23 protein-coding genes and 1 pseudogene are annotated in these 25,950 nt (G+C 70.9%); 13 read left to right on the top strand and 11 right to left on the bottom strand.

Annotation, left to right across the window (positions count from 1 at the left end; all coding sequences use genetic code 11):
- Positions 1–68: 68 nt before the first annotated feature.
- The 5 genes from AB0N16_RS01705 to AB0N16_RS01685 all read right to left on the bottom strand — a co-directional run bounded on the left by AB0N16_RS01705 (position 69) and on the right by AB0N16_RS01685 (position 5,441).
- Positions 69–869 carry an ABC-2 family transporter protein gene (locus AB0N16_RS01705; protein ID WP_365791933.1) on the bottom strand — a complete coding sequence of 267 codons (801 nt, stop codon included), beginning with the start codon at positions 867–869 and terminating at the stop codon, positions 69–71.
- 5 nt (positions 870–874) lie between these two features.
- Entirely contained in the window at positions 875–1,678 is an 804-nt protein-coding gene (locus tag AB0N16_RS01700; protein WP_365791931.1) for an ABC-2 family transporter protein, read from the bottom strand.
- A 1-nt stretch (position 1,679) separates the two neighbouring features.
- A complete protein-coding gene (locus AB0N16_RS01695; protein WP_365791929.1) occupies positions 1,680–2,675 on the bottom strand; it encodes an ATP-binding cassette domain-containing protein in 996 nt (331 codons plus the stop codon).
- A gap of 140 nt (positions 2,676–2,815) precedes the next feature.
- A complete protein-coding gene (locus tag AB0N16_RS01690) occupies positions 2,816–4,060 on the bottom strand; it encodes an ROK family transcriptional regulator (protein WP_365791927.1) in 1,245 nt (414 codons plus the stop codon).
- Positions 4,061–4,187: 127 nt separating this feature from the next.
- The gene (locus AB0N16_RS01685) at positions 4,188–5,441 is read right to left on the bottom strand and encodes an FAD-binding protein (RefSeq protein WP_365791925.1); all 1,254 of its coding nucleotides are present in this window, start codon (positions 5,439–5,441) and stop codon (positions 4,188–4,190) included.
- Between the two features lie 134 nt (positions 5,442–5,575).
- Between AB0N16_RS01685 and AB0N16_RS01680 the strand changes: the two genes are divergently transcribed.
- The 4 genes from AB0N16_RS01680 to AB0N16_RS01665 all read left to right on the top strand — a co-directional run bounded on the left by AB0N16_RS01680 (position 5,576) and on the right by AB0N16_RS01665 (position 11,242).
- Entirely contained in the window at positions 5,576–6,583 is a 1,008-nt protein-coding gene (locus AB0N16_RS01680) for a hydroxyacid dehydrogenase (RefSeq protein WP_365791923.1), read from the top strand.
- A 49-nt stretch (positions 6,584–6,632) separates the two neighbouring features.
- The gene (locus tag AB0N16_RS01675; protein ID WP_365791921.1) at positions 6,633–7,700 is read left to right on the top strand and encodes a LacI family DNA-binding transcriptional regulator; all 1,068 of its coding nucleotides are present in this window, start codon (positions 6,633–6,635) and stop codon (positions 7,698–7,700) included.
- A gap of 123 nt (positions 7,701–7,823) precedes the next feature.
- A complete protein-coding gene (locus tag AB0N16_RS01670) occupies positions 7,824–9,143 on the top strand; it encodes a radical SAM protein (RefSeq protein WP_365791919.1) in 1,320 nt (439 codons plus the stop codon).
- 584 nt (positions 9,144–9,727) lie between these two features.
- Positions 9,728–11,242: a cellulose-binding domain-containing protein gene (locus tag AB0N16_RS01665; protein ID WP_365791917.1), complete on the top strand. Its 1,515-nt coding sequence runs from the start codon at positions 9,728–9,730 to the stop codon at positions 11,240–11,242.
- A gap of 155 nt (positions 11,243–11,397) precedes the next feature.
- Here the strand turns inward: AB0N16_RS01665 and AB0N16_RS01660 are convergent, their stop codons facing one another.
- From AB0N16_RS01660 to AB0N16_RS01650, 3 genes are all read right to left on the bottom strand, one after another.
- A complete protein-coding gene (locus AB0N16_RS01660; protein ID WP_365791915.1) occupies positions 11,398–12,399 on the bottom strand; it encodes an ABC transporter substrate-binding protein in 1,002 nt (333 codons plus the stop codon).
- A 115-nt stretch (positions 12,400–12,514) separates the two neighbouring features.
- Complete coding sequence (locus AB0N16_RS01655) at positions 12,515–13,549, bottom strand: ABC transporter permease (RefSeq protein ID WP_365791913.1); 1,035 nt, start codon at positions 13,547–13,549, stop codon at positions 12,515–12,517.
- Positions 13,546–14,340, bottom strand: coding sequence for an ATP-binding cassette domain-containing protein (locus AB0N16_RS01650; protein WP_365791911.1), 795 nt, complete (start codon positions 14,338–14,340; stop codon positions 13,546–13,548). Before AB0N16_RS01650 ends, AB0N16_RS01655 begins: the two co-directional genes overlap by 4 nt.
- A gap of 201 nt (positions 14,341–14,541) precedes the next feature.
- On the opposite strand from AB0N16_RS01650, the gene AB0N16_RS01645 reads away from it, so the two are divergent.
- Complete coding sequence (locus AB0N16_RS01645; RefSeq protein ID WP_365791909.1) at positions 14,542–15,552, top strand: LacI family DNA-binding transcriptional regulator; 1,011 nt, start codon at positions 14,542–14,544, stop codon at positions 15,550–15,552.
- Between the two features lie 194 nt (positions 15,553–15,746).
- Here the strand turns inward: AB0N16_RS01645 and AB0N16_RS01640 are convergent, their stop codons facing one another.
- On the bottom strand, positions 15,747–16,130 hold the full coding sequence (locus AB0N16_RS01640) for a hypothetical protein (RefSeq protein ID WP_365792755.1): 384 nt from the start codon (positions 16,128–16,130) through the stop codon (positions 15,747–15,749).
- 274 nt (positions 16,131–16,404) lie between these two features.
- Positions 16,405–17,568: an NAD-dependent formate dehydrogenase gene (locus tag AB0N16_RS01635; protein WP_365791907.1), complete on the bottom strand. Its 1,164-nt coding sequence runs from the start codon at positions 17,566–17,568 to the stop codon at positions 16,405–16,407.
- Positions 17,569–17,649: 81 nt separating this feature from the next.
- Here AB0N16_RS01635 and AB0N16_RS01630 point away from each other — a divergent pair, with 81 nt between their 5' ends.
- The 8 genes from AB0N16_RS01630 to AB0N16_RS01595 all read left to right on the top strand — a co-directional run bounded on the left by AB0N16_RS01630 (position 17,650) and on the right by AB0N16_RS01595 (position 25,704).
- Entirely contained in the window at positions 17,650–17,979 is a 330-nt protein-coding gene (locus AB0N16_RS01630) for a CrcB family protein (protein WP_365792753.1), read from the top strand.
- A gap of 72 nt (positions 17,980–18,051) precedes the next feature.
- Positions 18,052–18,405, top strand: coding sequence for an FmdB family zinc ribbon protein (locus AB0N16_RS01625; RefSeq protein WP_365791905.1), 354 nt, complete (start codon positions 18,052–18,054; stop codon positions 18,403–18,405).
- 190 nt (positions 18,406–18,595) lie between these two features.
- Positions 18,596–19,234: an AmiS/UreI family transporter gene (locus tag AB0N16_RS01620; protein ID WP_365791903.1), complete on the top strand. Its 639-nt coding sequence runs from the start codon at positions 18,596–18,598 to the stop codon at positions 19,232–19,234.
- A 24-nt stretch (positions 19,235–19,258) separates the two neighbouring features.
- A complete protein-coding gene (gene fmdA, locus AB0N16_RS01615; protein WP_365791901.1) occupies positions 19,259–20,509 on the top strand; it encodes a formamidase in 1,251 nt (416 codons plus the stop codon).
- A gap of 461 nt (positions 20,510–20,970) precedes the next feature.
- Positions 20,971–22,080 carry a ribosome small subunit-dependent GTPase A gene (gene rsgA, locus AB0N16_RS01610; protein ID WP_365791899.1) on the top strand — a complete coding sequence of 370 codons (1,110 nt, stop codon included), beginning with the start codon at positions 20,971–20,973 and terminating at the stop codon, positions 22,078–22,080.
- A gap of 205 nt (positions 22,081–22,285) precedes the next feature.
- Positions 22,286–23,683, top strand: a complete 1,398-nt coding sequence (locus AB0N16_RS01605; protein ID WP_365792751.1) for an AlkA N-terminal domain-containing protein — start codon at positions 22,286–22,288, stop codon at positions 23,681–23,683.
- Positions 23,683–24,177, top strand: coding sequence for a methylated-DNA--[protein]-cysteine S-methyltransferase (locus AB0N16_RS01600; protein WP_365791897.1), 495 nt, complete (start codon positions 23,683–23,685; stop codon positions 24,175–24,177). The genes AB0N16_RS01605 and AB0N16_RS01600 overlap by 1 nt, the downstream gene beginning before the upstream one ends.
- 345 nt (positions 24,178–24,522) lie before the next feature.
- Positions 24,523–25,704 carry an SGNH/GDSL hydrolase family protein gene (locus tag AB0N16_RS01595; RefSeq protein WP_365791895.1) on the top strand — a complete coding sequence of 394 codons (1,182 nt, stop codon included), beginning with the start codon at positions 24,523–24,525 and terminating at the stop codon, positions 25,702–25,704.
- A gap of 10 nt (positions 25,705–25,714) precedes the next feature.
- On the opposite strand, the pseudogene AB0N16_RS01590 reads toward AB0N16_RS01595, so the two are convergent.
- Positions 25,715–25,873: pseudogene (locus AB0N16_RS01590) on the bottom strand (DUF456 domain-containing protein); the annotation flags it as partial.
- Positions 25,874–25,950 lie beyond the last annotated feature (77 nt).

Below are 25,950 nucleotides of genomic sequence, written 5' to 3'. Positions count from 1 at the left end.
ACCGCCTCCGGCCGCCTTCGCGGAGCGGGTCGGGGAGGTGCTGCTCGGCTGACGGCCCCGCCGGCCGGTCAGCCGTTCACCCCCGTGTAGTGGCCCAGCGCCCACCGCCACAGCCATCGTGACGCCAGGTAGGCGAGCAGGCCGAGGAGCGGGGACCCGGCCGCCAGCCAGTAGGGGGCGCCGGTGGAGTGGCCGTGGCCGGTGAGGACCGCCGCCGGGAAGTAGGCGACGAAGGCGAGCGGGAGGCCGTAGGTGAGGAGGCCGCCGACCGCGCGGGGCAGGACGTTCAGCGGGTAGCTGCCGAAGGTGCCGAGGAGGTCCTCCAGCCAGCGGCCCCAGTAGTCGGCGGCCGGATAGCGCAGCGAGGCGCAGGCCACCACCGTGAAGAGGGCCGCCTCCAGGAGCATCCCGCCCAGGACCGCCGCGACCAGATAGCCGATGCGGCCCGCCGTCCAGTCCAGGTCGCTGCGGCCGAGCGCGCCCACCATCAGGCCGGCCGCCACCGTCAGGTCGCCGATCGCGTTGGTGGGGAAGAACTCCAGCTGGACCTGGCGGTAGACGGGCAGCGGGCGCAGGAGATAGGCGTCGATCCTGCCCTCCTGGATGCTCCGGCCCAGGCCGTGCACCCGGCCCAGGAGGAGCACGAACAGGCCGTGCGACAGCATGCGGGTCGCCGGGATCAGCAGGACGTCGCTGCTGTCCCAGCCGCCCATCCCGGCGAACCGGGTGAGCAGCACCGTCGCGAACACGATCACCGACACCTGCCAGACCGCGCCGATCGCGATCATCATCAGGAACTCGGTGCGGTATTCCAGCTGGGCGCGGAAGTTGAGGCGCGTGATGCGCCACATGATCCGTACGGCGTTCATCGGCCTCAGCCTCCTTGCGAGATCACACGGCGGGCGGCCCGCCGCCACACGAACCGGGTGAACAGGTAGAGGGCCACGACCCACGCGGCCTGGACGCCCAGCTGGAAGGGGGCGTCCGACAGCGGGATACGGCCCACGTACAGCGACAGCGGCACGCTCAGCGTCGCCTGGAAGGGCAGGAAGGAGCTCAGCGTGATGAACCAGTGCGGGAAGTACCAGAGCGGCGCGTACACCCCGGACAGCAGGTTCTGCGCGAAGATCAGGATCAGCATCGCGGCCGTGTTCCGCAGCGTCCAGAAGCACAGCTGGTCGATGAGGAGCATGACGAAGTAGAGGACCAACTGGCCGAGGGCGAGGCTGAGGACGAACACGCCCGCCCCCGCCGCCGAACCCGGCGGCTGCACGACCCCGACCGCCAGACAGACCGCGTACCCGGTCAACGCCCAGGTCAGGCCGTACAGTTGCTCGCCGATCGCGCGCAGGGCGTGGTAGCGCCGGGGTGGCATCGGGCGCAGATACCAGTAGACGATCGTGCCGAAGTGCACATGCTGCATGACCGTGTCCCGGCCCGCGTACTGGTCCAGCTCCCGCAGCCGGGAGGCCAGTACGGCCATCACGGCGTACGTCACCGCCTGGCCGCGGTCGAGACCCGCGGTCGTACCGGACTGGGCGTACAGGCCGCGCCACAGCGAGGCCACCAGCACCACCTGCACGATCAGCCGCAGCAGGACCCCGGTGATCCGGGGCGGGGTGTACAGCTCGCCGAGCGGGGTGACCCGGGCGGTCCGCCAGCCGTAGGACAGGGCCATCTCAGACCGCCTCGGCCTGCACGTAGGCCGCCCGCATGACGTCCTCCAGGTCGGCCTCGTCCACCGCCACACCCGTCACCTCGTACCGCTCGATGACCAGCTTCAGCGCCTGGTGGACCGTGGGCGCGGCCGGCCCGTCCGGGCCGAACACCACCTGGGGGCCGTCCCGGCTGACCAGGGTGATGCCGGGCAGCGGGCCGACCGGGGTGTGCGGGTCGGCGAGGGTGGCCCGCACCTGCCAGGTCGAGCCGAAGGTGCGGCGGATCTCGTCCAGGGTGCCGTCGAGCACCAGCCGCCCGTGGTTGACCAGCACCACCCGCTCGGCGAGCCGCTCGACCTCGGTCATGTCGTGCGTGGTCAGCAGCACGGTACGGCCGCGCTCGGCCACCTGGTACCGCAGGAACTCGCGGACCTGCTCCTTCACCACCACGTCCATGCCGATGGTCGGCTCGTCCAGGAACACGACCGGCGGGTCGTGCAGCAGGGCCGCCGCCAGGTCGCAGCGCACCCGCTGGCCGAGCGAGAGGTGCCGGACCCGGGTGTCCCAGAACGCGGACAGGTCGAGGAGCTGGTCGAACTCCCGCAGCCGCGCCGCGTGTTCGGACTTGGGCACCTCGTAGATGTCCCGCAGGATCGCGAACGACTCCCGCACCGGCAGGTCCCACCACAGCTGGGTGCGCTGCCCGAACACCGCCCCGATGTTGCGGGCGTTGCGCTCCCGCTCCTGGTACGGGACCACGCCGGCGACCCGGGCGTGGCCGGAGCTCGGGGTGAGGATGCCGGTGAGCATCTTGATGGTGGTCGACTTGCCCGCGCCGTTCGGGCCGAGCAGGGCGAGGAGTTCGCCGGGGGCGACGTCGAAGGTGATGTCGGAGACCGCGTGCTTCTCGACGCGTTCGGGGTTGACCAGGGATCGCAGGGCGCCGGAGAAGCCCGGGCGCCGGACGGTGGTGTGGAAGGTGCGGGACAGGCCGCGGACCTCGATGCTTCCGGCCACGCTGGGGGACTCCCTCGTTCCGTACACGACGTACGGCCGGCCGGTTTGGGAGGCCGACCGGCCGCGGATACGCAACGACGGTCGCAGAGCGCCGAGGAGCCCGGCAATGGATTAAAGGACCCGCGAGTTGGACTAATCGATCACCGGGAGGCGGACGCGGTACGGGCCGGGCGTACCCCGTTGCGCTGCCCCACGGACCGCAGCGCGCCTTCCAGCGCGAACGTGGCCGCGCCGAGGCACACCGGGTCGGTGGGGATGGGGGAGAGGACGATCTCGGTGGCGGCGAACGGCCGCCCGAGCGCATGGCGCCGGACGGCCTCGCGGACCTCGTCGAGCAGCGGTTCCCCGAACCTGCGGGCCACCCAGCTGCTGAGCACCACCAGTTCGGGGTTGAGCAGGTTGACCAGATTGGCCACACCGGCGCCGATGTACCGGGCCGTGTCGCGTACCACCTGGACCGCGACCGGGTCGCCGTCCGCCACACCCCGCGCCAGCGCCTCGATCGTGGCCGTCTGGTCATCGGGGTGCAGCAGCGGGCTGTCCGGGCTCGACTCGCGCAGGTTCAGCATGATTCCGGGCGCGCCGACATAGGTCTCCACACAGCCGTGGTTGCCGCAGTGGCACGGGCGCCCGTCCAGGACGAGCGTGGTGTGCCCCCATTCCCCGGCGCTGTTGCTGACGCCCCGGTGCAGTCCGCCGCCGAGGGCGAGCCCGGCGCCGACCCCGGTGCCGAGGTTCACCACCACCGTGTCCCCGCGCCCGCGCGCCGCCCCGAACCACTGCTCGGCCACCGCGCAGGCACGCAACGGATTGTCCAGGTGGAGCGGGTAGGCGATGTGTTCGGACAGCAGGTCGAGCAACGGCACGTCGTGCCAGTCCCAGTTGGGCGCGTACTCGGCGATGCCCGTGTCCCGCTCCACCTGCCCGGGCGCGCTCACCCCGACGCCCAGCACCCGCGCACCCTCCACCCCGGCCTGCGCCACCACCGAGCCGACGGTGGCGGCGACATGGCTCACCACCTGCTCGGGCCGGTGCTCGCCGGGGCGCATGTCCTCCTCGGCGCGGGCCAGTACGTTCAGCGCGAGGTCGAACAGCTCCACATGGACGTACGTCTCCGCGATGTCCACGCCGATCAGCGCGCCCCCCGAGGCGTTGACCGCCACGAGTCCCCGGGGCCGGCCGCCCGCCGAGTCCTCGAAGCCGACCTCAGTGATCATCCGCAGGTCGAGCAGCTCGCCGACGAGCGTGGCGACCGTGGCCAGACTCAGCCCGGTGACGGACGCCAGCTCCTGCCGGGAGGTGGGAGACTCGGCGATGATGTGCCGCAGCACCTCGTAGCGGTTCGCGGTGCGGATGTCACGTGATGTGTGCTTCACACGGCGCAAGGCTATGGGCTGCGGCAGGCTTTCTACAAGGTATTAGGAAAAGGGCTTTATTAAGTCTGCCATCGGCGAAACCCGCGCCAATGGCCAAGTCCGTCATTGCCTAAGTCCGCGCCATCGGCCAAGTCCGTCATCGGCCCAGCGCATCGTGTACGAAGGGATTGGCGAACTTCCCCTCGGGGTCCAGGGTCCGGGCCAGTGCGCGGAAGTCCTCGAGGTGCGGGTAGCGGCCGCGGAGCACCTCGCCGGGGACGGTGTGCACCTTGCCCCAGTGCGGACGCGGCTCGAAGGGCGCCAGCGCCTCTTCCAGCCGGTGCACGGCGGGCAGTACGGCCGCCAGGTCGTCGACCCAGGTGAAGTGCAGGGCGACGGAGTCCCGGCCGTGGGCGGGGCTGAGCCACTGCGGATCGGCGGCGATCGTCCGCACCTCGCAGGTCAGCAGAACGGGGGAGACCGCCTGCCGGACGGCGTCGACCGCGTGCAGTGCCTCGAGGGCCGTCGACCTCGGCAACAGGTACTCCGACTGGAGTTCGTCCCCGCTGCTCGGCGTGAACTCCGCCCGGAAGTGCGGCAGCCGCTCGTGCCAGGGCCCCGGCACCCCGAACTGCTCGGTGCAGTTGCCCGCCGGCATGCCCGGCACCGGGTGCATCGCCTCCGTCGCGGGCGCGGCCCAGCCGAAGTCCACGGCGGCCTGGTCGGTGCGCCGCTTCACCCACACCTGACGGAAGCCCGGCTCGCGCCAGTCCGTGAACAGGCTCACGCTGTACCCGGCCGCGGACACGGCCGCGAAGTCCAGCCCCGCCAGCGGCAGTTCGACGTACACCGTCTGCTCGACCTCGTAGGCCGGTTCCAGGTCGAGGGTGAGGGCGGTGACGACCCCGAGCGCGCCGAGTGAGGTCACGGCGCCCTCGAAGCGGGCGTCACCGCGTGCGATCGTCTCCGTCGAACCGTCGGCGAGGACCAGCTCCACCTCCCGCACGGGCGCCGCGAGCGACCCGTTGGCCACCCCCGAGCCGTGGGTGCCGGTGGCCACCGAACCGGCCACCGAGATGTGCGGCAGCGAGGCCATGTTGGGCAGCGCCAGGCCGTACGCGTCCACCGCGCGGGCCAGCTCGGCGTACCGCACCCCGCCCGCGACCCGGACCGTACGGGCCGCCGTGTCCACCTCGAACACCGGCGGCAGTCCGGCGATCGAGACCAGCAGGCCCTGCGGACCCGGGTCGGCGATGCGGTTGAAGGAATGCCCGCTGCCCAGCACCCGTACCCGCGTACCGCTCGCCACCAGTGACCGGAGCGCGTCGAGCGAGTCCGGGCGGTGGAACTCCTTGGCCGTGTACGTGATGTTGCGCGCCCAGTTGGTGACCGTCTGCGCCGGATCCGTCATCGCTGTCTTCCCATCCCTGTGATCCCCGCCGCTCGTCCGCCGGAGGGTGCGTGTGCATTGACCCTCTCATTCGCCGAGACCTACCGTAGAGACCGGTTGCTATCCGCGCGTCACCGAGCCGGAAGGTCACTTCCTTGCCCGAGCGTCCCCAGGCAGTGTTCGCCATGACAGCCGAGAACGTGCCGCACATCTTTCCGCCGGAGGTGCTCGCACGACTGCGCGCGTGCGTAGAAATCGATCCCACTCTGGTGGTGGACGACTTCACCGATCCCCGGGCCCGGGAGACGCTCGCCCGCACCGAGGTCCTCGTCACCGGCTGGGGCTGCCCGGCCCTGGACGCGGCGGCCCTGGACGCGGTGCCCGCACTGCGCGCGGTGCTGCACGCGGCCGGCTCGGTCAAGGGCTTCACCACGCCCGAGGTGTGGCAGCGCGGCATCCTCGTCTCCTCGGCGGCCGCCGCCAACGCGCTACCCGTCGCCGAGTACACCCTCGCGATGATCCTCCTCGCCGGAAAGGACGTCTTCGCCTTCCGCGACCTGCTGCGCACCCGGCGCACCTACCCCTACGGCGGCATTGTGCCCGGCATCGGCAACTTCCACCGCCGCGTGGGCGTCGTCGGCGCCTCCCGCATCGGCCGCCGCCTCATCGAACTCCTGCGCCCCCACGACCTGGTGGTGAGCCTCGCCGACCCGTACGTGGACGAGGCGGAGGCCGGCCGGCTCGGTGTGCCCCTGCTGCCCCTTGACGAGCTGCTGCGCACCTCGGACATCGTCACCGTGCACGCCCCGCAGACTCCCGAGACCCGCCGTCTCGTCGGCGCCCGCGAGCTCGCCCTGATGCCGGACGGAGCGGTCCTGATCAACACCGCGCGCGGCTCGCTCGTCGACCACGACGCCCTGGTCGAGGAGCTGCGCACCGGCCGCCTGACCGCGATCCTCGACGTCACCGACCCCGAGCCGCTGCCCGCGGACTCACCGCTCTTCGACCTCCCCAACGCATTCCTCACCCCGCACCTCGCCGGCTCGCAGGGCAACGAGCTGGCCAGGCTCGGGCTCACCGTCGTGACGGAGGCCGAACGGCTGCTGGCCGGCGACGGCCTGCGGTACGCGGTCGACCACTCGGTCCTCGAACGGGCCGCGTGACGGCCGTCTCGTAGGGTGACCCGAACACATGACGAAGGGGAGCCGAGCGGTGGCGAAGCGGACACAGCCGGCGCCGAACGGGGACGCCTCGACCGTACGGGACGTGGCCGCACGGGCCGGGGTCTCCGCGTCGACGGTCTCCCGGGTGCTGGGCGGCACCTACCCGGTGGCCGCCACGACCCGCGCCAAGGTCCTGAAGGCGATGCGTGAACTGGACTACGTGGTCAACGCGCACGCCCGGGCGCTCGGCGGCGCCACCAACAAGACGGTCGCCTTCGTCGTCGACGACGTCACCGGCCCCTTCTACGCGCACATCGCCCGCGGGGTCGAGGAGCAGGCCTCGGCGGAGGGCCGGCTCTGCATGCTCTGCACCACGCACGGCGACCCGCGGCGCATCCTCGCCGTCGTCGAGACCATGCGGGAGCAGCGGGCGGACGCGGTGATCGTGGTGGGCGGCGCCCTGGAGGACAAGGCGTACCACGATCGTATGACCCACTTCGCGCACGCCCTGGACCGGGCGGGCTCCCGGCTCGTCCTGGTCGGCCGGCCGCCGCTCGGCCCCGGCGTCCCGGCCACGGTCGTGGACTACGACAACGAGGGCGGCGCCTTCGCCCTCACCAGCCACCTCCTCTCCGGCGGCCACCGGCGCATCGCCTACCTCGGCCGCGTCCCAGGCCTCTCCACCAGCGCCCAGCGCATCGCCGGCTTCACCCGCGCCCATGAACTCCTCGGCCTCACCCCCGACCCGGACCTGATCACCGACGGCGTCTTCTCCCGCTCCTACGGCTACCAGGCGACCCGTGAACTCCTCACCGCCGGACGGGAGTTCACGGCGATCTTCGCCGCCACCGACATGATCGCCGCGGGCGTGATCCAGGCCCTGCGCGAGTCCGGCCGCCGGATCCCCGACGACGTCGCGGTCGCCGGGTACGACGACATCCCGGTGGCCCGGGACGTCTACCCGACGCTCACCACGGTCCACGTGCCCCAGGAGGAGCTGGGCCGCGCGGCCGTCCGTCTCGCCCTGCACCGCGACGACCTGCCGGACGGGCAGCACCTGGTGCTGGGCACGCATGTGGTGCTCCGCGAGTCGACCCGACGGGTCGGCGGCAGCTGAACAGAGGGGTGAAACCTCCCGAAGGGGGACGAATCGCACGGCGTGAGGGGACCCGGCACGGCCGGCGAACGAGCGGGGGCATACCGTGAGGAGTCGAACGCCTGAGTCGGAAGGAGACACGGGATGGGCAGCCGTACCGCGCTGGTCGAGGATCTGATGGAGAGGTTCCCGCACGTACCGAGGGAAGCCGTCTTCAAGGAGGACCTGCTCCGGGGCGGTGTCGCCTTCGATCCCTCCGCCCTGAGCGACAACGAGAGCGGCGAGGTCAAGCCGAAGTCGTACTTCATCTTCTCCTTCGACCACGGCACGCTGCCCGAGCTGGGCGAGGCCGCGCTGCGCCGGCCGCCGGAGGAGATCATCCTCACGGGCGGCCCGTACGACCTGCGCCGGACCGTCGTGTCCGTCCGCGTGAACCCCACCTCGCCGTACCGGGTGGCCGCCGACGAGGAGGGACTGCTCGGGCTCTACCTCGACGGCAAGCGGATCGCCGACGTCGGGGTGCCGCCGATGCCGGAGTACTACCGGCACAAGCTCGCCAACGGGAAGTCCGTGATGGAGGTCGCCCCGACCATCCAGTGGGGCTACCTGATCTACCTCACGGTCTTCCGGGTCTGCCAGTACTTCGGCGCCAAGGAGGAGTGCCAGTACTGCGACATCAACCACAACTGGCGCCAGCACAAGGCCGCCGGCCGGCCGTACACGGGAGTCAAGGACGTCGACGAGGTCCTGGAGGCCCTGGAGATCATCGACCGGTACGACACGGCGAAGACCTCCACCGCCTACACTCTCACCGGCGGCGCCATCACGTCCAAGCTCCAGGGCCGTGACGAGGCCGACTTCTACGGCATGTACGCCAAGGCCATCGAGGAGCACTTCCCGAACCGCTGGATCGGGAAGGTCGTCGCCCAGGCGCTGCCCAAGGACGACGTCCAGCGCTTCAAGGACTACGGCGTGCAGATCTACCACCCCAACTACGAGGTGTGGGACGAGTACCTGTTCAAGATGTACTGCCCGGGCAAGGAGCGGTACGTCGGCCGCGACGAGTGGCACAAGCGGATCCTCGACTCCGCCGACGTCTTCGGCGCGCGCAACGTGATCCCCAACTTCGTGGCCGGTGTGGAGATGGCCGAGCCGTTCGGGTTCAAGACGGTCGACGAGGCGATCGAGTCCACCACCGAGGGCCTGCGCTTCTTCATGTCGCACGGCATCACGCCCCGCTTCACCACCTGGTGCCCCGAGCCGACGACCCCGCTCGGCAAGGCCAACCCGCAGGGCGCCCCGCTGGAGTACCACATCCGCCTGCTCCAGGCCTACCGGCAGACGATGGAGGACTTCGGCCTGTCCTCGCCCCCCGGCTACGGCCCGCCTGGCCCCGGCAACGCCGTGTTCTCCGTCAGCTCCTTCATGGACAGCCTTCCGGCGGAGGAACCGACGAAGGTGTAACTCCCCCGGGCCACACCGGACACAGGAGGGCGTCAGGCAGACCGCCGACGCCCTCCTGGGCGTTCCGGAGGGCGCCGGCCGGGCTCACCGCTGCTCCTCCTGAGGCGACCGCGCTTACCGCCCGGGCCTTGATGTGCGAGAGACCGAGGAGGACGGTGAGTCGGAACGCGGTTGCGGTGCGTATAGGAGGTCGGAGTTGTGGGTCAGGGCGGACACGAACGCGTTCTCCGGCCGGACCGCGATCCACGGCCATGCACCCGCATCGGCCGTCAGCGCTCCTTTCGCCCGGTACGGTGACCGCGAGGATCCCGCGTGGTCGGCCTGCCCGGGGCGGGCGCTCGACGGGCGGGCGCGGGTGGTGGCCGAGGCGTGGTCGGGCAGCTGAGCAGGGCGGTTGACGTGACGCCGGGGGCCGGTGGTACGGGTGACGGTGAGGATCCGTGGCACGACCACCGGTAACCGGTTTTGAATAGGCCGCTTGTCAGTTGTGCAGGAGACGTGAAAAGCTCGGGTCCTGCCGCGAGGTTCCCCCCAACTCCATTGCCGATGTGGTGAGTTGACCTCGCTTTCGATGCAGGAGACCCATGCCCGACCTGCCGATCCCCCAGGACGCCGCCGAGGCAGCGCTGTTCTCCGAATGCTGGGACGCAGTGCTCTCCTACGCCGACCTGTGCACGTCCGGATCTCTGACGGCCAATCAACTGGCCACCGAGGCCTTCGCCCTCGGTATGCGCGAGGCCCGTGACACGGACTTCACCCCCGTCCGCAGCGTCGGACGGCGCGCCGCCCGGCTGCCGATGATCCCGCTGTTGCTCACCGCCGTCCGCAACACGGCGGCCGGTTGGGAGGCCCAAGGACTGGGCCACAAGCTCGACCCGGACCTCAGGCTGTGGCTCAACTCCGAGAAGGCCGCCCGGTATACGGGTCCGCCGTTGCAGCGGCCCGTCGCCCTGCGCGGCCTGCGCGACATGCAGGAGGCGGACGCCTCACTGCTGTGGCTGGCCGAGGTGGAGGCGCTGCCGCTGTCCGCGGTGGGCCGCCGGCTCGGCCTCGACCCGGCCCTCGCCGCCCAGGAACTGGAGCAGGTGCGCGGTCTGTTCCGGGACCGCTGCCATCGCGCGCACCTCGACACGCCGATGGCCGCCGAGTGCCGCAGCTACGCCCGCCTCCTGGACGCGGTCACCCGGTCCACCGGGGCCGACACGCCCGACGACCTCTCCCGGCACCTCGCCACCTGTGTGCAGTGCGCCGAGGCCGCCGCCTGTCTGCGGCTGCACGGCGGCGGACTGCCCGCGGCGCTCGCCGGCGGGGTCATCGGCTGGGGCGGCCTCGCCTACCTGGAGCGCCGCCGCCGCGCGGCCGAGGTACGGCTCGGCGCGGGCCGCCCGGGCACCGGCGACCACGACGGCGGCGAACCCAAGGAGGGCACCGGCCGGGGCCGGGTGCTGCGCCACGGCCTGCTCGGCGCGGCGGTCATGATCTCGCTGGTGGCGCTCGGCGTGTCGATGATGCCGATGGGCAGCGGTTCCGGCGACGACACGGCCACCGCCTCCCACGACGACCGTCAGCCGGTCGCCGACCGCACCTCCGTGCCGCCCCCGTCCGCCGACCCGCCCGCGACCCGTACGGCCTCCGCCGCACCGTCCTCCTCGGCCACCGCGCGCAAGCCGGTCGACAAGAACCCCGACCCGGAGCCCCAGGGCACCTCCACCACCACGGCCGGCACCGGCGGCAAGGCCACCGCCTCCGCCGCTCCCGCTCCCTCGCCCACGGAATCCGCGGCGGCCACCTGCCAGGTCTCCTACGACCTGGTCAACCAGTGGACCGACGGCTTCCAGGCCACCGTCACCGTCACCACCAGCCGGGCCCTGTCCGGCTGGCGGGTCCAGTGGTCCTTCGGGGACGGCCAGCGGGTCACCCAGATGTGGGACGCGAGCGTCAGCCAGAGCGGCGGCCGGGTCACCGCCGACGCCGCCGACTACAACCAGTCGGTCTCCGCGAACGGCACCCTGTCCTTCGGCTTCCTCGGCACCTGGAGCGGCAGGAACTCCTCGCCGTTCGCCTTCACGCTGAACGGCGGCTCCTGCTCGTCGAGTTGAGTCGACCGGCGGTACGACCGGCGGCCGCGTGGACCCAGGAGGGCGGGTCCACCCGGCCGCTGACCGCCTGTCAGGAGACCGTGTCGGACACGCGTGTCAGTCGTGCATGTCACACACACGTGTCCGACCGCCCTGTCAGCACTGCGACTCGCCTGTCAGCACTGTGACTTGTAGAAGTACTTGCTGACCGACGGGTCGTTCATGTTGTCCTTCGTGATCGCCACCATGTTGGTGCCGATCGTCTTGCTCACCGACTTGCCCTCGAAGGCGTCGGCGAGCTGGTCCACCGCCTGCCGGCCGATCGCCGCCGGGTCCTGGGCGACCAGCACCTGGAGGGTGCCGGCCTTCAGCGCGGCGACCTCGTCGGGCTCGGCGTCGAACGCGGCCACCTTCACCGTGCCCTGCTTGCCGGCCTGCTTCAACCCGGTGGCGATGCCCGTACCGGTGTTGGTGTTGCCCGCGAACGCCCCGCCCAGGTCCGGGTGGGCGGCGAGCGTCGACTGGATCTGGGAGGCCGCGGTGGCCGGCAGGTCGTTGTCGTAGAGCGTCGGCAGCACCTTGATGTTCGGGTACTTGCCCATCTCCTCGGTGAATCCCTTGATCCGGGCGTCCGTGGTCGACACACCGGGCTTGACGCTGATGACGATGACCGAACCCTTCTCGTTCATCAGCTTGGCCAGCGCGTCGGCGGCCACCCGCCCGCCCTTCTCGTTGTCCGACGAGATCCGGGTGATCCCGACGGAGTCGTCGCTCACCGTGGTGTCCACCAGCGCCACCTTGGTGCCCGCCGACTGGATCTGCTTGAGCGACGGAGTCAGCGCGCTGGTGTCCACCGGCGAGATCAGCAGCCCGTCGGGCCGGGCCGCCGCCACCGAGTCGAGGAGCGGGCGCTGCACCGACACGTCCCACTGCGCGGAACCGTCGGCCGTGAAGTCCATCCCCTTGGCCTTGGCCTCCTGCTGCGCGGCACAGGTCATGGTGATGTAGAAGGGGTCGCTCTTCACCCCCGTGATCAGCCGGACCTTCTTGCCCTTGGCGCCGCCCGAACTCCCCGAGCCACCACCGTCGTCCGACGAACCGCATGCCGAGGCCGCGCCGAGGGCCAGCACCGTGCCCACCGCGACCAGCAACCCGCGCCTGCTGCGAATGCTCCCCATCACAGAGTTCTCCTTGTCCTGCGCGAACGAGTTGTCCTACGCGATCGAGTTGTCCTGCGCGATCGAGTTGTCCTGTGCGATTCCGTGCCGCGCGACGCGGTCATGCGCGACGGCGTCATGCGCGTTCCCGGGTCTTCCTGCGCATCTGGTCGATGTAGACGGCCACGACCAGCACCACGCCCACCGCCACGTCCTGCCAGTACTGCTGGACGCCGATCACGATCAGCCCGGTGGTCAGCACCGCCGGAATGAACACACCGATCACCGTGCCCAGCACCGAACCGCGCCCGCCGAACAGGCTGGTACCGCCCAGGACCACCGCGGTGATCACCTTGAGGTTGTCGGTGGAGTGCCCGGCGATCGACGTCGTGCCGTACGAGGCCAGCCACATCACCGCGCCCAGCCCGGCCAGCAGCCCCATCAGGCCGTACACCTTCACCAGATGCCGGCCCACCGGAATGCCCGCCCGCCGTACGGCGGTCGGATTCGACCCGATGGCGAGGGTGTGCTCGCCGAACCGGGTGGCGGCCAGCACCGCGCCGAAGATCGCGGTCACCACAGCGGCCAGGATCACCATCCAGGGGATCCCGAGCAGCTTGCCGAAACCGAGGCTGTTCTGCAGATGTGTGGAGGCCGCGCCGGCCGGGTCCTGGCCACCGGTGGCGAGTTCGGCGATCCCCAGCGCCGCGCCGAGCCCGCCGAGCGTCACGATCAGCGGCGGCACCTTGCCGCTGGCCACCACCACGCCCTGCAACGCGCCCCACGCCGTGCCCACGGCCAGCGCGATCACGACGCAGAGCGCGACCGTGCCCCACCCCGACGCCGGCCCGCCGTGATGGATGTTGTACTCGCCCGCCGCCACCGCGGCCAGCACCAGCACCGACCCGATCGACAGGTCGATACCCGCCGTGATGATCACGAACGTCATGCCGACGCCGAGCACCAGGTAGATGGCCGCGTTCACGGCGATCTGGGTGATGTCGTACGTGGTGAAGAACTTGCCCGGCGCCGCGATGGTGAAGAACACCACCAGCGCCAGGAGGATCACGAAGGTCCACAGTTCGTTGAGCGTTGCCGCGCGCCGGAGCCAGTCCGGCACCCCGGCACGGCTCCCGACGGCCACAGGGGCCTTCTCGCTCTCGGCCGTCATCGTGCGCCCTCCGCTTCCTTGCCCCCGCCCGGCCCGTCCAGGGACCCGGTCATCGCCCCGACGAGCTCCTCGATCGTGGTCTCCGCCGCGGTGTACGACGCGACGCGCCGGCCCAGCCGCAGCACCTCCACCCGGTCCGCGACCGACAGCACCTCGGGCATGTTGTGACTGATCAGCACCACACAGATGCCCCGGTCGGCGACCCTGCGGACGGTCTCCAGGACCCGGGCGCGCTGGACCACCCCCAGGGCGGCGGTCGGCTCGTCCATGAAGATGACCTTGTTGGCGAAGGCGACCGCCCGGGCCACCGCGACGGACTGCCGCTGGCCGCCAGACAACGTTGTCACAGGGGCGGTCACATCCTTCAGTTCCACGCCGAGTTCGGCGAAGGCCTTGACCGCCTCCCGGCGCATCGCGGGCCGGTCGAGGACGCCGACCCGGCCGAGCAGGCCGCCGCGCACGATCTCCCGGCCGAGATAGAGGTTGGCCGCCGCGTCGAGATCCGGCGCGAGCGAGAGATCCTGGTACACCGTCTCCACGCCCTGCCGCTGTGCGTCCATCGGTCCGGAGAACCGCACCGGCGCTCCATCCAGGCGGACTTCGCCCGCGTCGGGGGCGAGGACGCCCGACAGGACGTTCACCAGAGTGGACTTGCCGGCGCCGTTGTCGCCGATGAGGGCGACGACCTCGCCGGGGTATGCCGTGAAATCGGCGCCCTGGAGCGCCTGGACGTGGCCGAAACGCTTGACCACACCATGTGCCGTGAGCAGTGGTTCCCTTGCAGAGGCCATGTTGTGCCTTCTGGTTGGTATCGTTAACAGCTTGGCTGATTCTTGGGGCGCTCGCAGCGGGGTGTCAAGGGTGGTGCAGCCGATCCGGGAGCGGCTCCCCGGGCTTCTCAACTCCTCCTATTTGCACGTCTGTTGATATGCCGTCGAGTTGGTAACGTTAACGAGTCGACGCTCAAACGTGACGCAGGTGGAGGACGTGGCGTGGCAGCCACCCGGCCGACCATGAAGGACGTTGCCGCGGAAGCGGGCGTCAGCGCGATGACGGTGTCCCGGGTCGTCAACGGCGATGCGGCCGTCGCCCCGCGGACCGCGGCGCGGGTGGAGGCAGCGGTCCGCAAACTGGGCTACCAACGCGACGACGTGGCACGCCAGTTGCGCCGCACCCACGAACTGAGCCAGACCATAGGGTTACTGGTCGACGATGTCGCCGACCCCTTCATGGCCGCTGTCGCCTCCGCGGCCGAGGACGTCGCCCGGCAGCGCGGCAGCGTCATGCTCATCGGCTCCAGCCGCGCCGACCTGCGCCGGGAACGCGAGGTGATCGCCGCGTTCACCGCTCGCCGGGTCGACGGCCTGATCCTCACCCCGGCCGCCGGCAGCCACCGCTTCCTGCGCCCGGCCCAGGCGCAGGGCACGAAGATCGTCTGCGTGGACCGGGCGGCACCCGGGCTGAAGGTGGACGCCGTGGTGGTCGACAACTTCGGCGCGGTGCGCGAGGCGGTCGGCCGGCTGGTGGCACACGGCCACCGCAGGATCGGGTACATCGGCGACACACCGCGGATCTGGACGTTCGGCGAACGCCGGCGGGGCTACCTGGCCGCGCTCGCGGCGGCCGGTATCGCCGCCGACCCGGCGCTGGTCGGGGACGGGCTGCGGCCGGGCCCGGAGGCGGCCAGGGCCGTCACCGGGATGCTGGCACTGCCCGACCCGCCGACCGCCCTGCTGGCCGGCAACGAGATCCTCGCCTTCAGCGCCCTCACCGTCCTCCCGGCCGGCCTCGCGTTCATCGCCTTCGACGACTTCGCACTCGCCGACCGGCTGACCCCGCCGGTCACCGTGATCGCCCAGGACCCGGTGGCGCTCGCGACCAGCGCGGCACACCTGCTGTTCGCCCGGATCCACGGCGACGTCTCCCCACCGCGCACGGTGGTCATGCCGACCCGGCTGATCCAGCGGGGGTCGGGGGAGCTGCCGGGACCGTTCGCCGTATAGGGGGGCCGTGCGGCGGCCGGGCACGTTCGGTGGGGGACGCCGGGCACGTTCGGTGGCGGGGCGGGGACGTTCGGTGGGGGACGCCGGGCACTTTCGGTGGCGGCGGCCGGCAACCTACCGGCAGTGGGGTGCCAAGGCCGTATGTGATCGGATGGCGGTTCGGTGCGGCTCGGCCGCGGGAGCCCAGGAGCTCGTCAGAGCTTCCCGCCGATCTCGCAGGCCTGGCACGGCGGCCGGCCGCAGGTGCACTGCATGATGGCCTCGAGGACCTGACGGTCGTGGTAGAGGCACTCGTCCTTGCAGGTGTGGCGAGGGATGAATCCCGCCGGGATCTCGCCCGGCCACGGCTCGTGGCCTTCCCGGCAGCGGATGAACCGCTCGGGGTCGGCGGAGTGCAGTTCGTGCATGCTCGACCGCGCCTCGTCCTCCAGCTCGCGCACCCGCTCCACCAGAGCCCTGAGCTCGGCGGCGATACCGGAGTACCGGTCGGCACCGGTCCTTACGTGCGCGGCCCGCAGCGCCATCGCTGCGTTGCCCAGAAACCTGCCGGCATCCTGAAGGTCGGTCACGTGGTGCATCTGAATTCCGGTCACGCCCCGGACCCACACTGCATCCGTGCTCACTGATCCACCTTCCCGGCGTTCGCCTGGTTTTCTTACGAGAGATTACCCGCGACACCGGTATCTCCGCATAATGAAAAACAATCTATTTATGGACGCTAAAGGGTTGGCCCGGGCCCGTCCAGCACATCGTGGGTGAAGCGGCTCACAGCCGGGTTGGTGGATCTTCTATTGAATCTGCAGTTGATTTCTCGTCCGTCGGACGTCACCCCGCCCGTGTCGGTCATCTCGGTCATCCGGCGACCGTGTAGGAACTCGCTCCCGTTCCGGCGAGCCCACCGCCTTCGACGATCAGGTAATCCGCGCGGATGGGGCGAGAGTCGAGCCAGCACTCCAGGATCTCCCGTGCGCCGGCCGCGTAGCGTGCCTGCGCCGACAGGGTCGACCCGGACACGTGCGGCGTCATCGCCTCGTAGGGCATGGTGCGCCAGGGGTGGTCGGGCGGTGGCGGCTGCGGGTACCAGACGTCACCGGCGTACCCGGCCAGTTGTCCGGTGTTGAGGGCCCGCACCACGGCGTCCCGGTCGACGATGAGCGCCCGTGCGGTGTTGACGATGTACGAACCGCGCTTCATGGTCCCGATCAGCTCGTCGTCGAAGAGGTTCTGTGTCTGTGGATGCAGCGGAGTGTGGATCGAGAGCACATCGACGGCGGAGGCCAGCGAACGGGCGTCGGGATGCCAGGTCAGCTCCAGCTCCTCCTCGACCTCCTTGTCCAGCCGGTGCACGTCGCAGTAGTGCAGCGTGACGTCGAACGGCTTGAGGCGGCGCAGTACCGCCTGGCCGATCCGGCCGGAGCCGAGGACGCCGACGGCCATGCCTTCGAGGTCGTAGGCGCGCGAGACGCTGTCGGCGATGTTCCAGCCCTTCTTGGTGGTCACCCACTCGTGCGCCGGCATGTAGTTGTGCACCAGGGTGAGAATCTGCATCACGGCGTGCTCCGACACACTGATGCTGTTGCTGAAGGTCACCTCGGCCACGGTCATGCCGTGGGCGATGGCGCTCGGCAGGTCGACGTGGTCCGACCCGATCCCCGCGGTGATCGCGAGTCTGAGCCGGGGCGCCGCGGCGATGCGTTCGGGGGTCAGGTAGGCGGGCCAGAACGGCTGCGAGACGACCACGTCGGTGTCGGGAAGCTCGCGGTCCAGGGTGGAGTCCGCCCCTTCCTTGTCGCTCGTGACGACGAGGGTGTGACCCCGGTCCTCCAGGAACCGGCGCAGCCCCAGTTCTCCTGAGACGCAACCGAGGAGGTGCCCCGGGGTGAAATCGATGGCCTGGGGGGTCGGCGCGGTCTGACCGCCCGGATAGCCGCTGATGGTGGGAATCTCGTCGCGGGCGTAGTCGGGAGGATATCCGCCCACGGGATCCGGATAGAGCACCGCAAGAATTTTTGCCATGGCCGTCCTCCATCGGTGGGGCCACTGCTCCTGTGAACAGGTAGGGCGCCGGCCAAGCCGGTCGAACACCGATGATCTTGAATTTTAGTCGCGTGCGGGTCGCCACTGCAATCCCCTGGGACAACGGGGAGGTGTTCAGGTGGACAGGGATGCGGCAAAGACATTTTCCCGCACGGCACCTGGCTGATCAACGTGACCGGCTCGTTCGCGCTGGGACCGCCGGTGGGTCCCGGTGTGCGGCACGCACTGCCGGAACAGGCCGCGGTCATGGCCCGTGTCGGTTTCCGCGGCGCCCGGTACGACGTCTCCACATTCAGTCACGACCTGGTTCACCTGTGTGAGAAAGGGCAGGTCTGCATATCGCTGCTGTACGGCGCTTCGACTATCGCGGTGGGACTCGCGGCGGCCTGAGGATCCGGTGGCGCGCGCCGGGGTCCGGTACTTGACACCGGGATTTACCAGACGTCTCCTTGAAGGTAGGAAATGTCCTGTGGCGTGCGCCAGTCGGGTGCGCACAGCACGCACTCGGGTCTGGCAGCGTCCACCGGGATCCGGAGGCTGCTGATGGCAACCTATGAGTATCTGTGCGGCCGATGCGGGCCTTTCGACGTGAAGTTGGCGATCGGCACGGCGCCCCAGGCATATGGCTGCCCCGTCTGCGCACGCGCTGCGAGACGTGTGTACTCCTCGCCCGGCCTTACGCTGACCTCGCAACCGGTCGCCGCCCTCCATGTCCTGGAGGAGCAGGCGCGTGAGGCTCCGGCCGTGGTCTCTGCATTGCCGCCACGCAAAAGGGTGCGCCCGCACCCCGCGCTCTCGCGGCTGCCGCGTCCTTGAAGGCGGTGGTTGGCAAGGCAGAACGTCTCATTGCGGGTTTCGGCATCGATCACGAAGTCGTCCCCGCAGCGGTGTGCGGAATGCGGAATCGCGCAACGCGGGCCGGGAGCCGAGCCGTACCATCGGCGGCCCGTCGGCCTCTGGCGCCACGTGATTCCACTCCCCACGCGGACTTAGGAGGTGCGTCCCCGTGGGAAACGTGGGACTGCTCTTCGTCGGTGCGGTGCTCTTCATGAACGGATTGCTGCTGCTCGGGAAGGTCGATGCCCGAGCGGGAGCGGTGTTCAACCTTTTCGTGGGCGCACTGCAGGTACTGACGCCGACTTACCTCATCTTCACCGCCAACAACGACCCCATGAAGATCCTGGCGGCATCCGGCATCTATCTCTTCGGCTTCACCTACCTCTATGTGGGTATCGGCCTGCTCGTCGGTCTCGACAGCACCGGCGTCGGCTACTACTCGCTGTTCGTGGCAGTTGTCGCCCTGGGATACTCGTACGCCAATTTCCGGCTGCTCAAGGACTACCCCTTCGGGGTCATCTGGCTCTACTGGGCCTACCTGTGGTTCCTGTTCTTCTTGCTGCTCGGGCTCAAGAGGGACGACCTCACGATCTATACCGGTTGGGTCACGGCGATCGAGGGCTGGGTCACCGGCGTGATTCCCGCCGGGCTGCTGCTCTCCGGCTACTGGAAGCACCCCACCGAGATCGCCATCGCACTGGCGGCCTTCGGCGTCGTGGCATTCGCGGGGCTGTGGCCACGCACCCACAGAAGGCCCCGGCCGACCTCAGCTGCCCCGCGGGCCGGAGGCGTGGGCGCACCAACGTGACCGGATCACTAACGAGGAGTTCTCATGCCTGAGATTGTCTTCAGCGTGGACCACAGCAAGTCGATGCGTGACCAGGCCGTGCCCGGCCACAACAGGTGGCACCCGGACGTCCCCACCGTCGCCATGGTGAAGCCGGGAGCGGAGTTCCGCATGGAATGCCGCGACTGGACCGACTGCCAGGTCGGCAACAACGACACCGCCAACGACGTACGCGACATCGACCTGACCATCCCTCACATGCTCAGCGGCCCGATAGGCGTGGAGGGCGCCGAACCCGGTGACCTGCTCGTCGTCGACATCCTCGATCTCGGCCCCGTGCCGCAGCAGACCGGGGACGCGGCAGGACAGGGCTGGGGCTACACCGGCATCTTCGCCAAGGCCAACGGCGGAGGCTTCCTGACCGACTACTTCCCGGACGCCTACAAAGCGGTATGGGACTTCCACGGACAGCAGGCCGTCTCCCGCCACCTTCCCGGGATCCGCTTCACCGGAATCACCCACCCCGGGCTCTTCGGAACCGCCCCGTCCACCGAGATGCTCGCCCGCTGGAACGCCCGCGAGCAGGCGCTGATCGACACGGACCCCAACCGGGTCCCGCCCCTCGCCGTACCGCCGGACAGCACCAACGCACTCGCGGGCACGGCCACCGGAGACCTCGCCAAGCGCATCGCCGCGGAAGGCGCCCGCACGGTGCCGGCCCGCGAGAACGGAGGCAACCACGACATCAAGAACTTCACCCGGGGATCGCGAGTCTTCTACCCCGTACACGTCAAGGACGCGAAGCTGTCCGGAGGAGACCTGCACTTCAGCCAGGGCGACGGAGAGATCACCTTCTGCGGCGCCATCGAGATGGGCGGGTTCATCGACTTCCACGTCGACCTGATCAAGGGCGGCATGGAGACGTATGGCATCTCCACCAACCCCGTCTTCATTCCGGGCAACGTCGAGCCGCGGTACACGGAGTTCCTCACCTTCATCGGGATCTCCGTCGACCACGACACCGACACGAACTACTACCTCGACGCGACGCTGGCCTACCGCCGGGCCTGCCTCAACGCCGTCGAGTACTTCAAGAGGTTCGGCTACAGCGGAGAGCAGGCCTACCTGCTGCTCGGCTCCTCTCCCATAGAGGGACGTATCAGCGGCATCGTCGACATCCCCAACGCCTGCTGCTCGTTGTACGTACCCACCGCCATGTTCGACTTCGAGGTCCGTCCGAGCGCCGCCGGACCGATGAAGGCCGACCGAGGCCAGTGCGCGGTGGCCACCGTGTGACGGTCCCCCGGCCGCGGCCCCGCGGCCCCGCGGTCCCGGCTGCGACTCGGCCCTGCATGTCAGCGCCGTGTGCCGGATCCGCGTCGGCGGGGCCGCGGCCGACCCTTTGCCCGCGCGGCGTCGGAGGCCGCCGGGCACCGCGGCGACGGTGTCGCGGCCGTCGCGGCGAGTGTTTCCCGGCTCGTTCCGGCACGGCCGCCGGGCGATGCTGACCAGGTGGGCGCCGCAGGAAAAAGGGTTGGCACGGCGGCGCCCCTGTCCCGTAGGCTCCGCGCAGGCCGTTGAGTGAGCGTGAGCTCTTTCCAGAACAGGAGGTGAGGACCATGACGACTGTCGCTGCGCTGGGCGCTGCCCAGATCCAGAAGTTCATGCATCCCACCCCTGTGGTCTCCGGCTGACCTTCCTGCATCGTCCGCGCCTGTGAGCGCGTGCGGCCGGGGCCGCCCTGTGAAGGGTTCCCCTTGAATCTCTCTTCTCTTTCGGCTTCTTCCGTTTCGTCGCATCCCCTGGTCCCCTACGGCTGGGACGAAGGATGGGAAGCGGAGTTCGCTTCGTACGCCGAGCAGGGTCTCCTGCCCGGCCGTGTCGTACGTGTCGATCGCGGCCAGTGCGACGTCGTCACCCCTGTCGGCACCGTCCGTGCCGACACCGAGTTCGTCGTTCCCCGTGACCCGATGAAGGTGGTGTGCACGGGGGACTGGGTCGCGGTCGACCCCGAAGGCAGCGACCCGCTGTACGTACGGACACTGCTGCCGCGCCGTACCGCCTTCGTGCGCTCCACCTCCTCCAAGCGGTCCGAGGGGCAGATCCTCGCGGCCAACGTCGACCACGCCGTCGTCGCGGTGTCCCTCGCCGTCGAGCTCGACCTCGGCCGCATCGAACGGTTCCTGGCGCTGGCCTGGGAGTCCGGGGCGCAGCCGGTCGTGGTGCTCACCAAGGCCGACCTGGTCCCGGACCCGGTGACGCTCGCGCATCTCGTCCAGGACGTCGAGACGAGCGCGCCCGGCGTGCCTGTCCTCACCGTCAGCGCGGCGGCGGGGGACGGCCTGGACGTCCTCGTCGCCCTCGTCTGCTCCGGTACGTCCGTACTGCTCGGCCAGTCCGGCGCGGGCAAGTCCACCCTCGCCAACGCGCTGGTCGGCGAGGACGTGATGGACGTCCGGGCCGCCCGGGACGTCGACGGCAAGGGGCGGCACACCACGACCACCCGCAACCTGCTGGCGCTGCCGGGAGGGGGTGTGCTGATCGACACGCCCGGGCTGCGCGGTGTGGGCCTGTTCGACGCCGGGACCGGGGTCGGGCAGGTGTTCTCCGAGATCGAGGAACTGGCGGAGGAGTGCCGGTTCTCCGACTGCGAGCACGAGAGCGAACCGGGCTGTGCGGTGCGCTTGGCGGTGGAGACCGGGGAGCTGCCCGTGCGCCGCTTGGAGAGCTACCGCAAGCTGATGCGCGAGAACCAGTGGATCGTCGCGAAGACGGACGCACGACTCCGGTCCGAGATCAAGAAGGACTGGAAGAAGAGGGGGGCGGAGGGGAAAGCGGCGATGGAGGCCAAGCGGGGGCGGTGGTGACGGTGGCGGTGGCGGTTGTCGGGTGCGTGCGGGTGCGTGCGGGCCGTCCCGCCCACACGGCGGAGCCGCGTATCGGTTCGCCCCGCGCCTCCCACGGGGCGCTGTAGCCGGCCGGCGCCGGTCAGCGCCCCCGCCGCCGGCCGGCCAGCACCACGTCCGATTCCCGCCAGCCCCACCCTCGCTCATCGCCCACACTTGACGGGTGATGGACGAAGAGACCAGGTACGAGGCGGTGCGCAGCAGGGACGGGCGGTTCGACGGTGCGTTCTTCTTCGCCGTACGGACCACCGGCATCTACTGCCGTCCCAGCTGCCCCGCCGTCACCCCGAAGCGGCACAACGTCCGCTTCTTCCGCACCGCCGCCGCCGCGCAGGGCTCCGGCTTCCGGGCCTGCCGCCGGTGCCGCCCGGACGCCGTGCCCGGGTCCGCCGAATGGAACGCCCGCGCCGACGTCGTCGGCCGGGCCATGCGGCTGATCGGCGACGGCATCGTGGACCGGGAAGGCGTCGGCGGCCTCGCCGACCGGCTCGGCTACAGCGCCCGCCAGGTGCAGCGGCAGCTCACCGCCGAACTCGGCGCCGGCCCGGTCGCCCTCGCCCGGGCCCAGCGCGCCCACACCGCACGCGTGCTGCTCCAGACCACCGAGCTGCCGATCACGGAGATCGCGTTCGCGAGCGGATTCGCCAGCGTGCGGCAGTTCAACGACACCGTCCGCACCGTGTACGCCACGACCCCGAGCGCACTGCGCGAGGCGGCGCCCGGAGGCCGGGGTGCGCGGCGCGGCTCGCCGGCCGCCGGGATCCCGCTGCGGCTCGCCCACCGCGGCCCGTACCAGGCCGGCCCCGTCTTCGACCTGCTGGAACGCGAGGCCGTACCCGGCGTGGAGGAGGTCACCGGCGCCCCCGGCGCCCGCACCTACCGCCGCACCCTGCGACTGCCGTACGGCCATGCCGTCGTCGCCGTCGAGGAGCGGACCGGCGCCACGGCCGGCGCGGGCGGCGGTGCCCACCCCGGCGGCTGGCTCGACGCCAGGCTGCGTCTCACCGACCCCCGTGACCTGACCACCGCCGTACAGCGGCTGCGCCGGCTGTTCGACCTCGACGCCGACCCGTACGCCGTCGACGAACGGCTCGCCGAGGACCCACGGCTCGCCCCGCTGGTCGCCGCGCGGCCGGGGCTACGCTCACCCGGTGCCGCGGATCCGGCCGAGGCCGCCGTACGGGCCCTGGTCGGCACCGCCGGCGCCGAGCGGCTGGTCCAGCGGTACGGCAAGGCGCTGGACGCGGCCTCCGGCAGCCTCACCCACCTCTTCCCGGAGGTCGCCGTGCTTGCCGAGGCCGAGCCGGACGGCAGCCTCGGCGTGCTCGCCGCCGCGCTCGCGGACGGCACCGTACGGCTGGACCCGGGCGCCGACCGGGACGACGCGGAGGCGGCCCTGCGGGCCCTGCCCGGGGTGGGGCCGGCGGTCGTCGCCGCGATCCGGGTCCGAGCGCTCGGCGACCCCGACGTGGCCGCGCCCGGCCTGGACATACCGGACGAGTGGCGGCCCTGGCGGTCGTACGCCGTCCGGCACCTGCTGGTGGAAGGAGAGCTGAGGAACTGATGGATGTCACGTACTGGACGCGGATCGCCTCGCCGGTCGGGGAGTTGCTCCTGACGGCCGATACGGACGGGGCGTTGACGTCCCTGTCCGTCCCCGGGCAGAAGGGCGGTCGGAGCGTGGAGGCGGGGTGGCTCGCGGACGCGGGGCCCTTCCGGGCGGCCGAGGAGCAGCTCGCCGCCTACTTCGCCGGTGAACTGAAGGAATTCCAGCTGGAGTTGCGCGCGCAGGGGACCGAGTTCCGGAAGCGGGTGTGGGGTGCGCTGGACGGCGTCCCCTACGGGGGGACGACGACGTACGGGGAGATCGCCGCGCGGATCGGCGCGTCCAGGATGGCGGTGCGGGCGGTCGGCGGGGCGATCGGGGCCAACCCCTTGCTGATCGTGCGGCCTTGTCACCGGGTGATCGGGGCGGACAGGTCGATGACCGGGTATGCGGGGGGACTTGACCGAAAGGTGCGGCTGCTGACGCTGGAGGGAGCGGTGGCGCTGGGCTAGGGCGGGGGCGGGGGTGTCGCTTACCGGCGCTGGCAGGGTGCCTCCCCCAGAGGGGGCACCCCCAGCGCCCACCGTCCCCCACTCTCGGCTTCGCTCGAGCGGGGCGACCGCCGTCGCCCCAGCGGCACGACTGCCCGCGGCCAGGGAGAGACGGTGGGCGAAGCGCCCCTTCAGGGGTGCGGGGAACCGCGCGACCAGCCCCCACTCACCCGCAGCCGAACCACTACCCCCCCGGCCGCCCCCGCGCACTGCGCCACCCGGGTGGTCTCCCGGTCAAGTTGCTGCCCCGATCGGCGTCCGTATGTCACCTTCCCCTCCAGTGGGCCATCGGAAGGGCGGGTGTGGATGGGCAAGGTCGGGCGGGTTCTCGGCGCGGCGCTGCTGATCGCGATGGGCACGACGGGGCGGGCCGGTGCCGAGTCCGGCCCCTCGCTCTGGGCGGGGAGCTGGGAGACCGCGCCGTCCGGTACCGCTCCCGCCGTGCCCGGCGCCGCCTACCGCAACGTCGTTCACCTGAGCGTCGGAGGCAGTGCCGTACGGGTCCGGATCAGCAACCGGCTCGGCAGCGCACCGCTCCGCCTCGGCGCGGTCACCGTCGCGCTGCGCCGGGGCACCGGCCCGGACGCCGTACCCGGGTCCATGCGCGGCGCCACCTTCGACGGCGCCGGCACCGCGGTCGTACCGGTCGGACAGGACCTGGTCAGTGATCCGGTGCCGCTCGCCGTCCCGGCCGCCGCCGACCTGCTGATCACCGTCGAGACGCCGGGCGACCCCGGTCCCGCCACCTATCACCGCGTCGCGCTCCAGACCAGCTACCTCGCCAGGCACGGCGCCGGCCGGGCCGCCGACGAGGACGGGACCGCGTACACCAAGACCACCGGGAACTGGTACTACGTCACCGGCGTCGACGTACGCAGCGTGACCCTCGGCACCGTGGTCGCCTTCGGCGACTCCCTCACCGACGGCAACGGCTCCTCCTTCGGCGCCAACCACCGCTGGCCCGACCGCCTCGCGGAACGGCTGCGTCCCCTCCGGATCGGCGTCCTCAACGCCGGGATCTCCGGCAACCGGCTGCTGCTCGACGGCACCGGAGGACCGGGCGCCCTGAACCGGCTGGACGCCGACGGGCTGGCTCGGACGGGTGTCCGTACCCTGGTCGTCCTCGAAGGCATCAACGACATCAAGGGCACCCCGGAGGCCACGGACCCGGCCGACTTCGTGCGCGCCTACCGGACGATCGTGGCCCGCGCCCATGCGCGCGGGATCCGGGTCGTGGGCGCGACACTCACGCCCTACGCGGGGTTCAGCGGCTACACCGAAGCCCGGGAGGCGGTACGGCAGCGGGTCAACGCGCTGATCCGCACCGAGCACGTCTTCGACGCCTACGCCGACTTCGACGCCGTCGTCCGCGACCCGGAGCAGCCGACGCGGATCCGGCCCGGCTACGACCCCGGCGACCACCTGCACTTCAACGACGCCGGCATGCGCGCCCTGGCCGCCGCCGTCCGGCTCGTCGACCTGCTCTGAGCCCTCGGCCGCCCCAGACCACCGCCCCCAGCCAGCCCGCCGCGATCAGCAGGCAGGCGAACAGCTCGGTCAGCACGCTGGAGCCGCCCGCGTCCATCGTCGTGCGCAGCGCGGCCGGCGCCTCGGCGCGGCGGCCGAGACGGAGGCGTTCGTGCAGGTTGATCCCGGCCCAGTCGGCCGCCGTGGCGGGAACCGGCCACGGCGCAAACCCGCCGCCGCACATCATCGCCCTACCGGCGGTCTCTC

The organism is Streptomyces sp. NPDC051105 (assembly GCF_040682795.1).
Taxonomy (GTDB): domain Bacteria; phylum Actinomycetota; class Actinomycetes; order Streptomycetales; family Streptomycetaceae; genus Streptomyces.
Note: the sequence above shows the minus strand (reverse complement) of the source record. Positions and strands in the feature narration are given on the sequence as shown.

Excerpts from the sequence above, each read along its gene's own strand:
- AB0N16_RS01705 (WP_365791933.1), bottom strand. The coding sequence starts at position 869 with ATGAACGCCGTACGGATCATGTGGCGCATCACGCGCCTCAACTTCCGC.
- AB0N16_RS01700 (WP_365791931.1), bottom strand. The coding sequence starts at position 1,678 with ATGGCCCTGTCCTACGGCTGGCGGACCGCCCGGGTCACCCCGCTCGGC.
- AB0N16_RS01685 (WP_365791925.1), bottom strand. The coding sequence starts at position 5,441 with ATGACGGATCCGGCGCAGACGGTCACCAACTGGGCGCGCAACATCACG.
- AB0N16_RS01670 (WP_365791919.1), top strand. The coding sequence starts at position 7,824 with ATGGGCAGCCGTACCGCGCTGGTCGAGGATCTGATGGAGAGGTTCCCG.
- AB0N16_RS01665 (WP_365791917.1), top strand. The coding sequence starts at position 9,728 with ATGCCCGACCTGCCGATCCCCCAGGACGCCGCCGAGGCAGCGCTGTTC.
- AB0N16_RS01660 (WP_365791915.1), bottom strand. The coding sequence starts at position 12,399 with ATGGGGAGCATTCGCAGCAGGCGCGGGTTGCTGGTCGCGGTGGGCACG.
- AB0N16_RS01655 (WP_365791913.1), bottom strand. The coding sequence starts at position 13,549 with ATGACGGCCGAGAGCGAGAAGGCCCCTGTGGCCGTCGGGAGCCGTGCC.
- AB0N16_RS01650 (WP_365791911.1), bottom strand. The coding sequence starts at position 14,340 with ATGGCCTCTGCAAGGGAACCACTGCTCACGGCACATGGTGTGGTCAAG.
- AB0N16_RS01640 (WP_365792755.1), bottom strand. The coding sequence starts at position 16,130 with ATGCACCACGTGACCGACCTTCAGGATGCCGGCAGGTTTCTGGGCAAC.
- AB0N16_RS01635 (WP_365791907.1), bottom strand. The coding sequence starts at position 17,568 with ATGGCAAAAATTCTTGCGGTGCTCTATCCGGATCCCGTGGGCGGATAT.
- AB0N16_RS01625 (WP_365791905.1), top strand. The coding sequence starts at position 18,052 with ATGTCCTGTGGCGTGCGCCAGTCGGGTGCGCACAGCACGCACTCGGGT.
- fmdA (WP_365791901.1), top strand. The coding sequence starts at position 19,259 with ATGCCTGAGATTGTCTTCAGCGTGGACCACAGCAAGTCGATGCGTGAC.
- AB0N16_RS01605 (WP_365792751.1), top strand. The coding sequence starts at position 22,286 with ATGGACGAAGAGACCAGGTACGAGGCGGTGCGCAGCAGGGACGGGCGG.
- AB0N16_RS01600 (WP_365791897.1), top strand. The coding sequence starts at position 23,683 with ATGGATGTCACGTACTGGACGCGGATCGCCTCGCCGGTCGGGGAGTTG.
- AB0N16_RS01595 (WP_365791895.1), top strand. The coding sequence starts at position 24,523 with ATGGGCAAGGTCGGGCGGGTTCTCGGCGCGGCGCTGCTGATCGCGATG.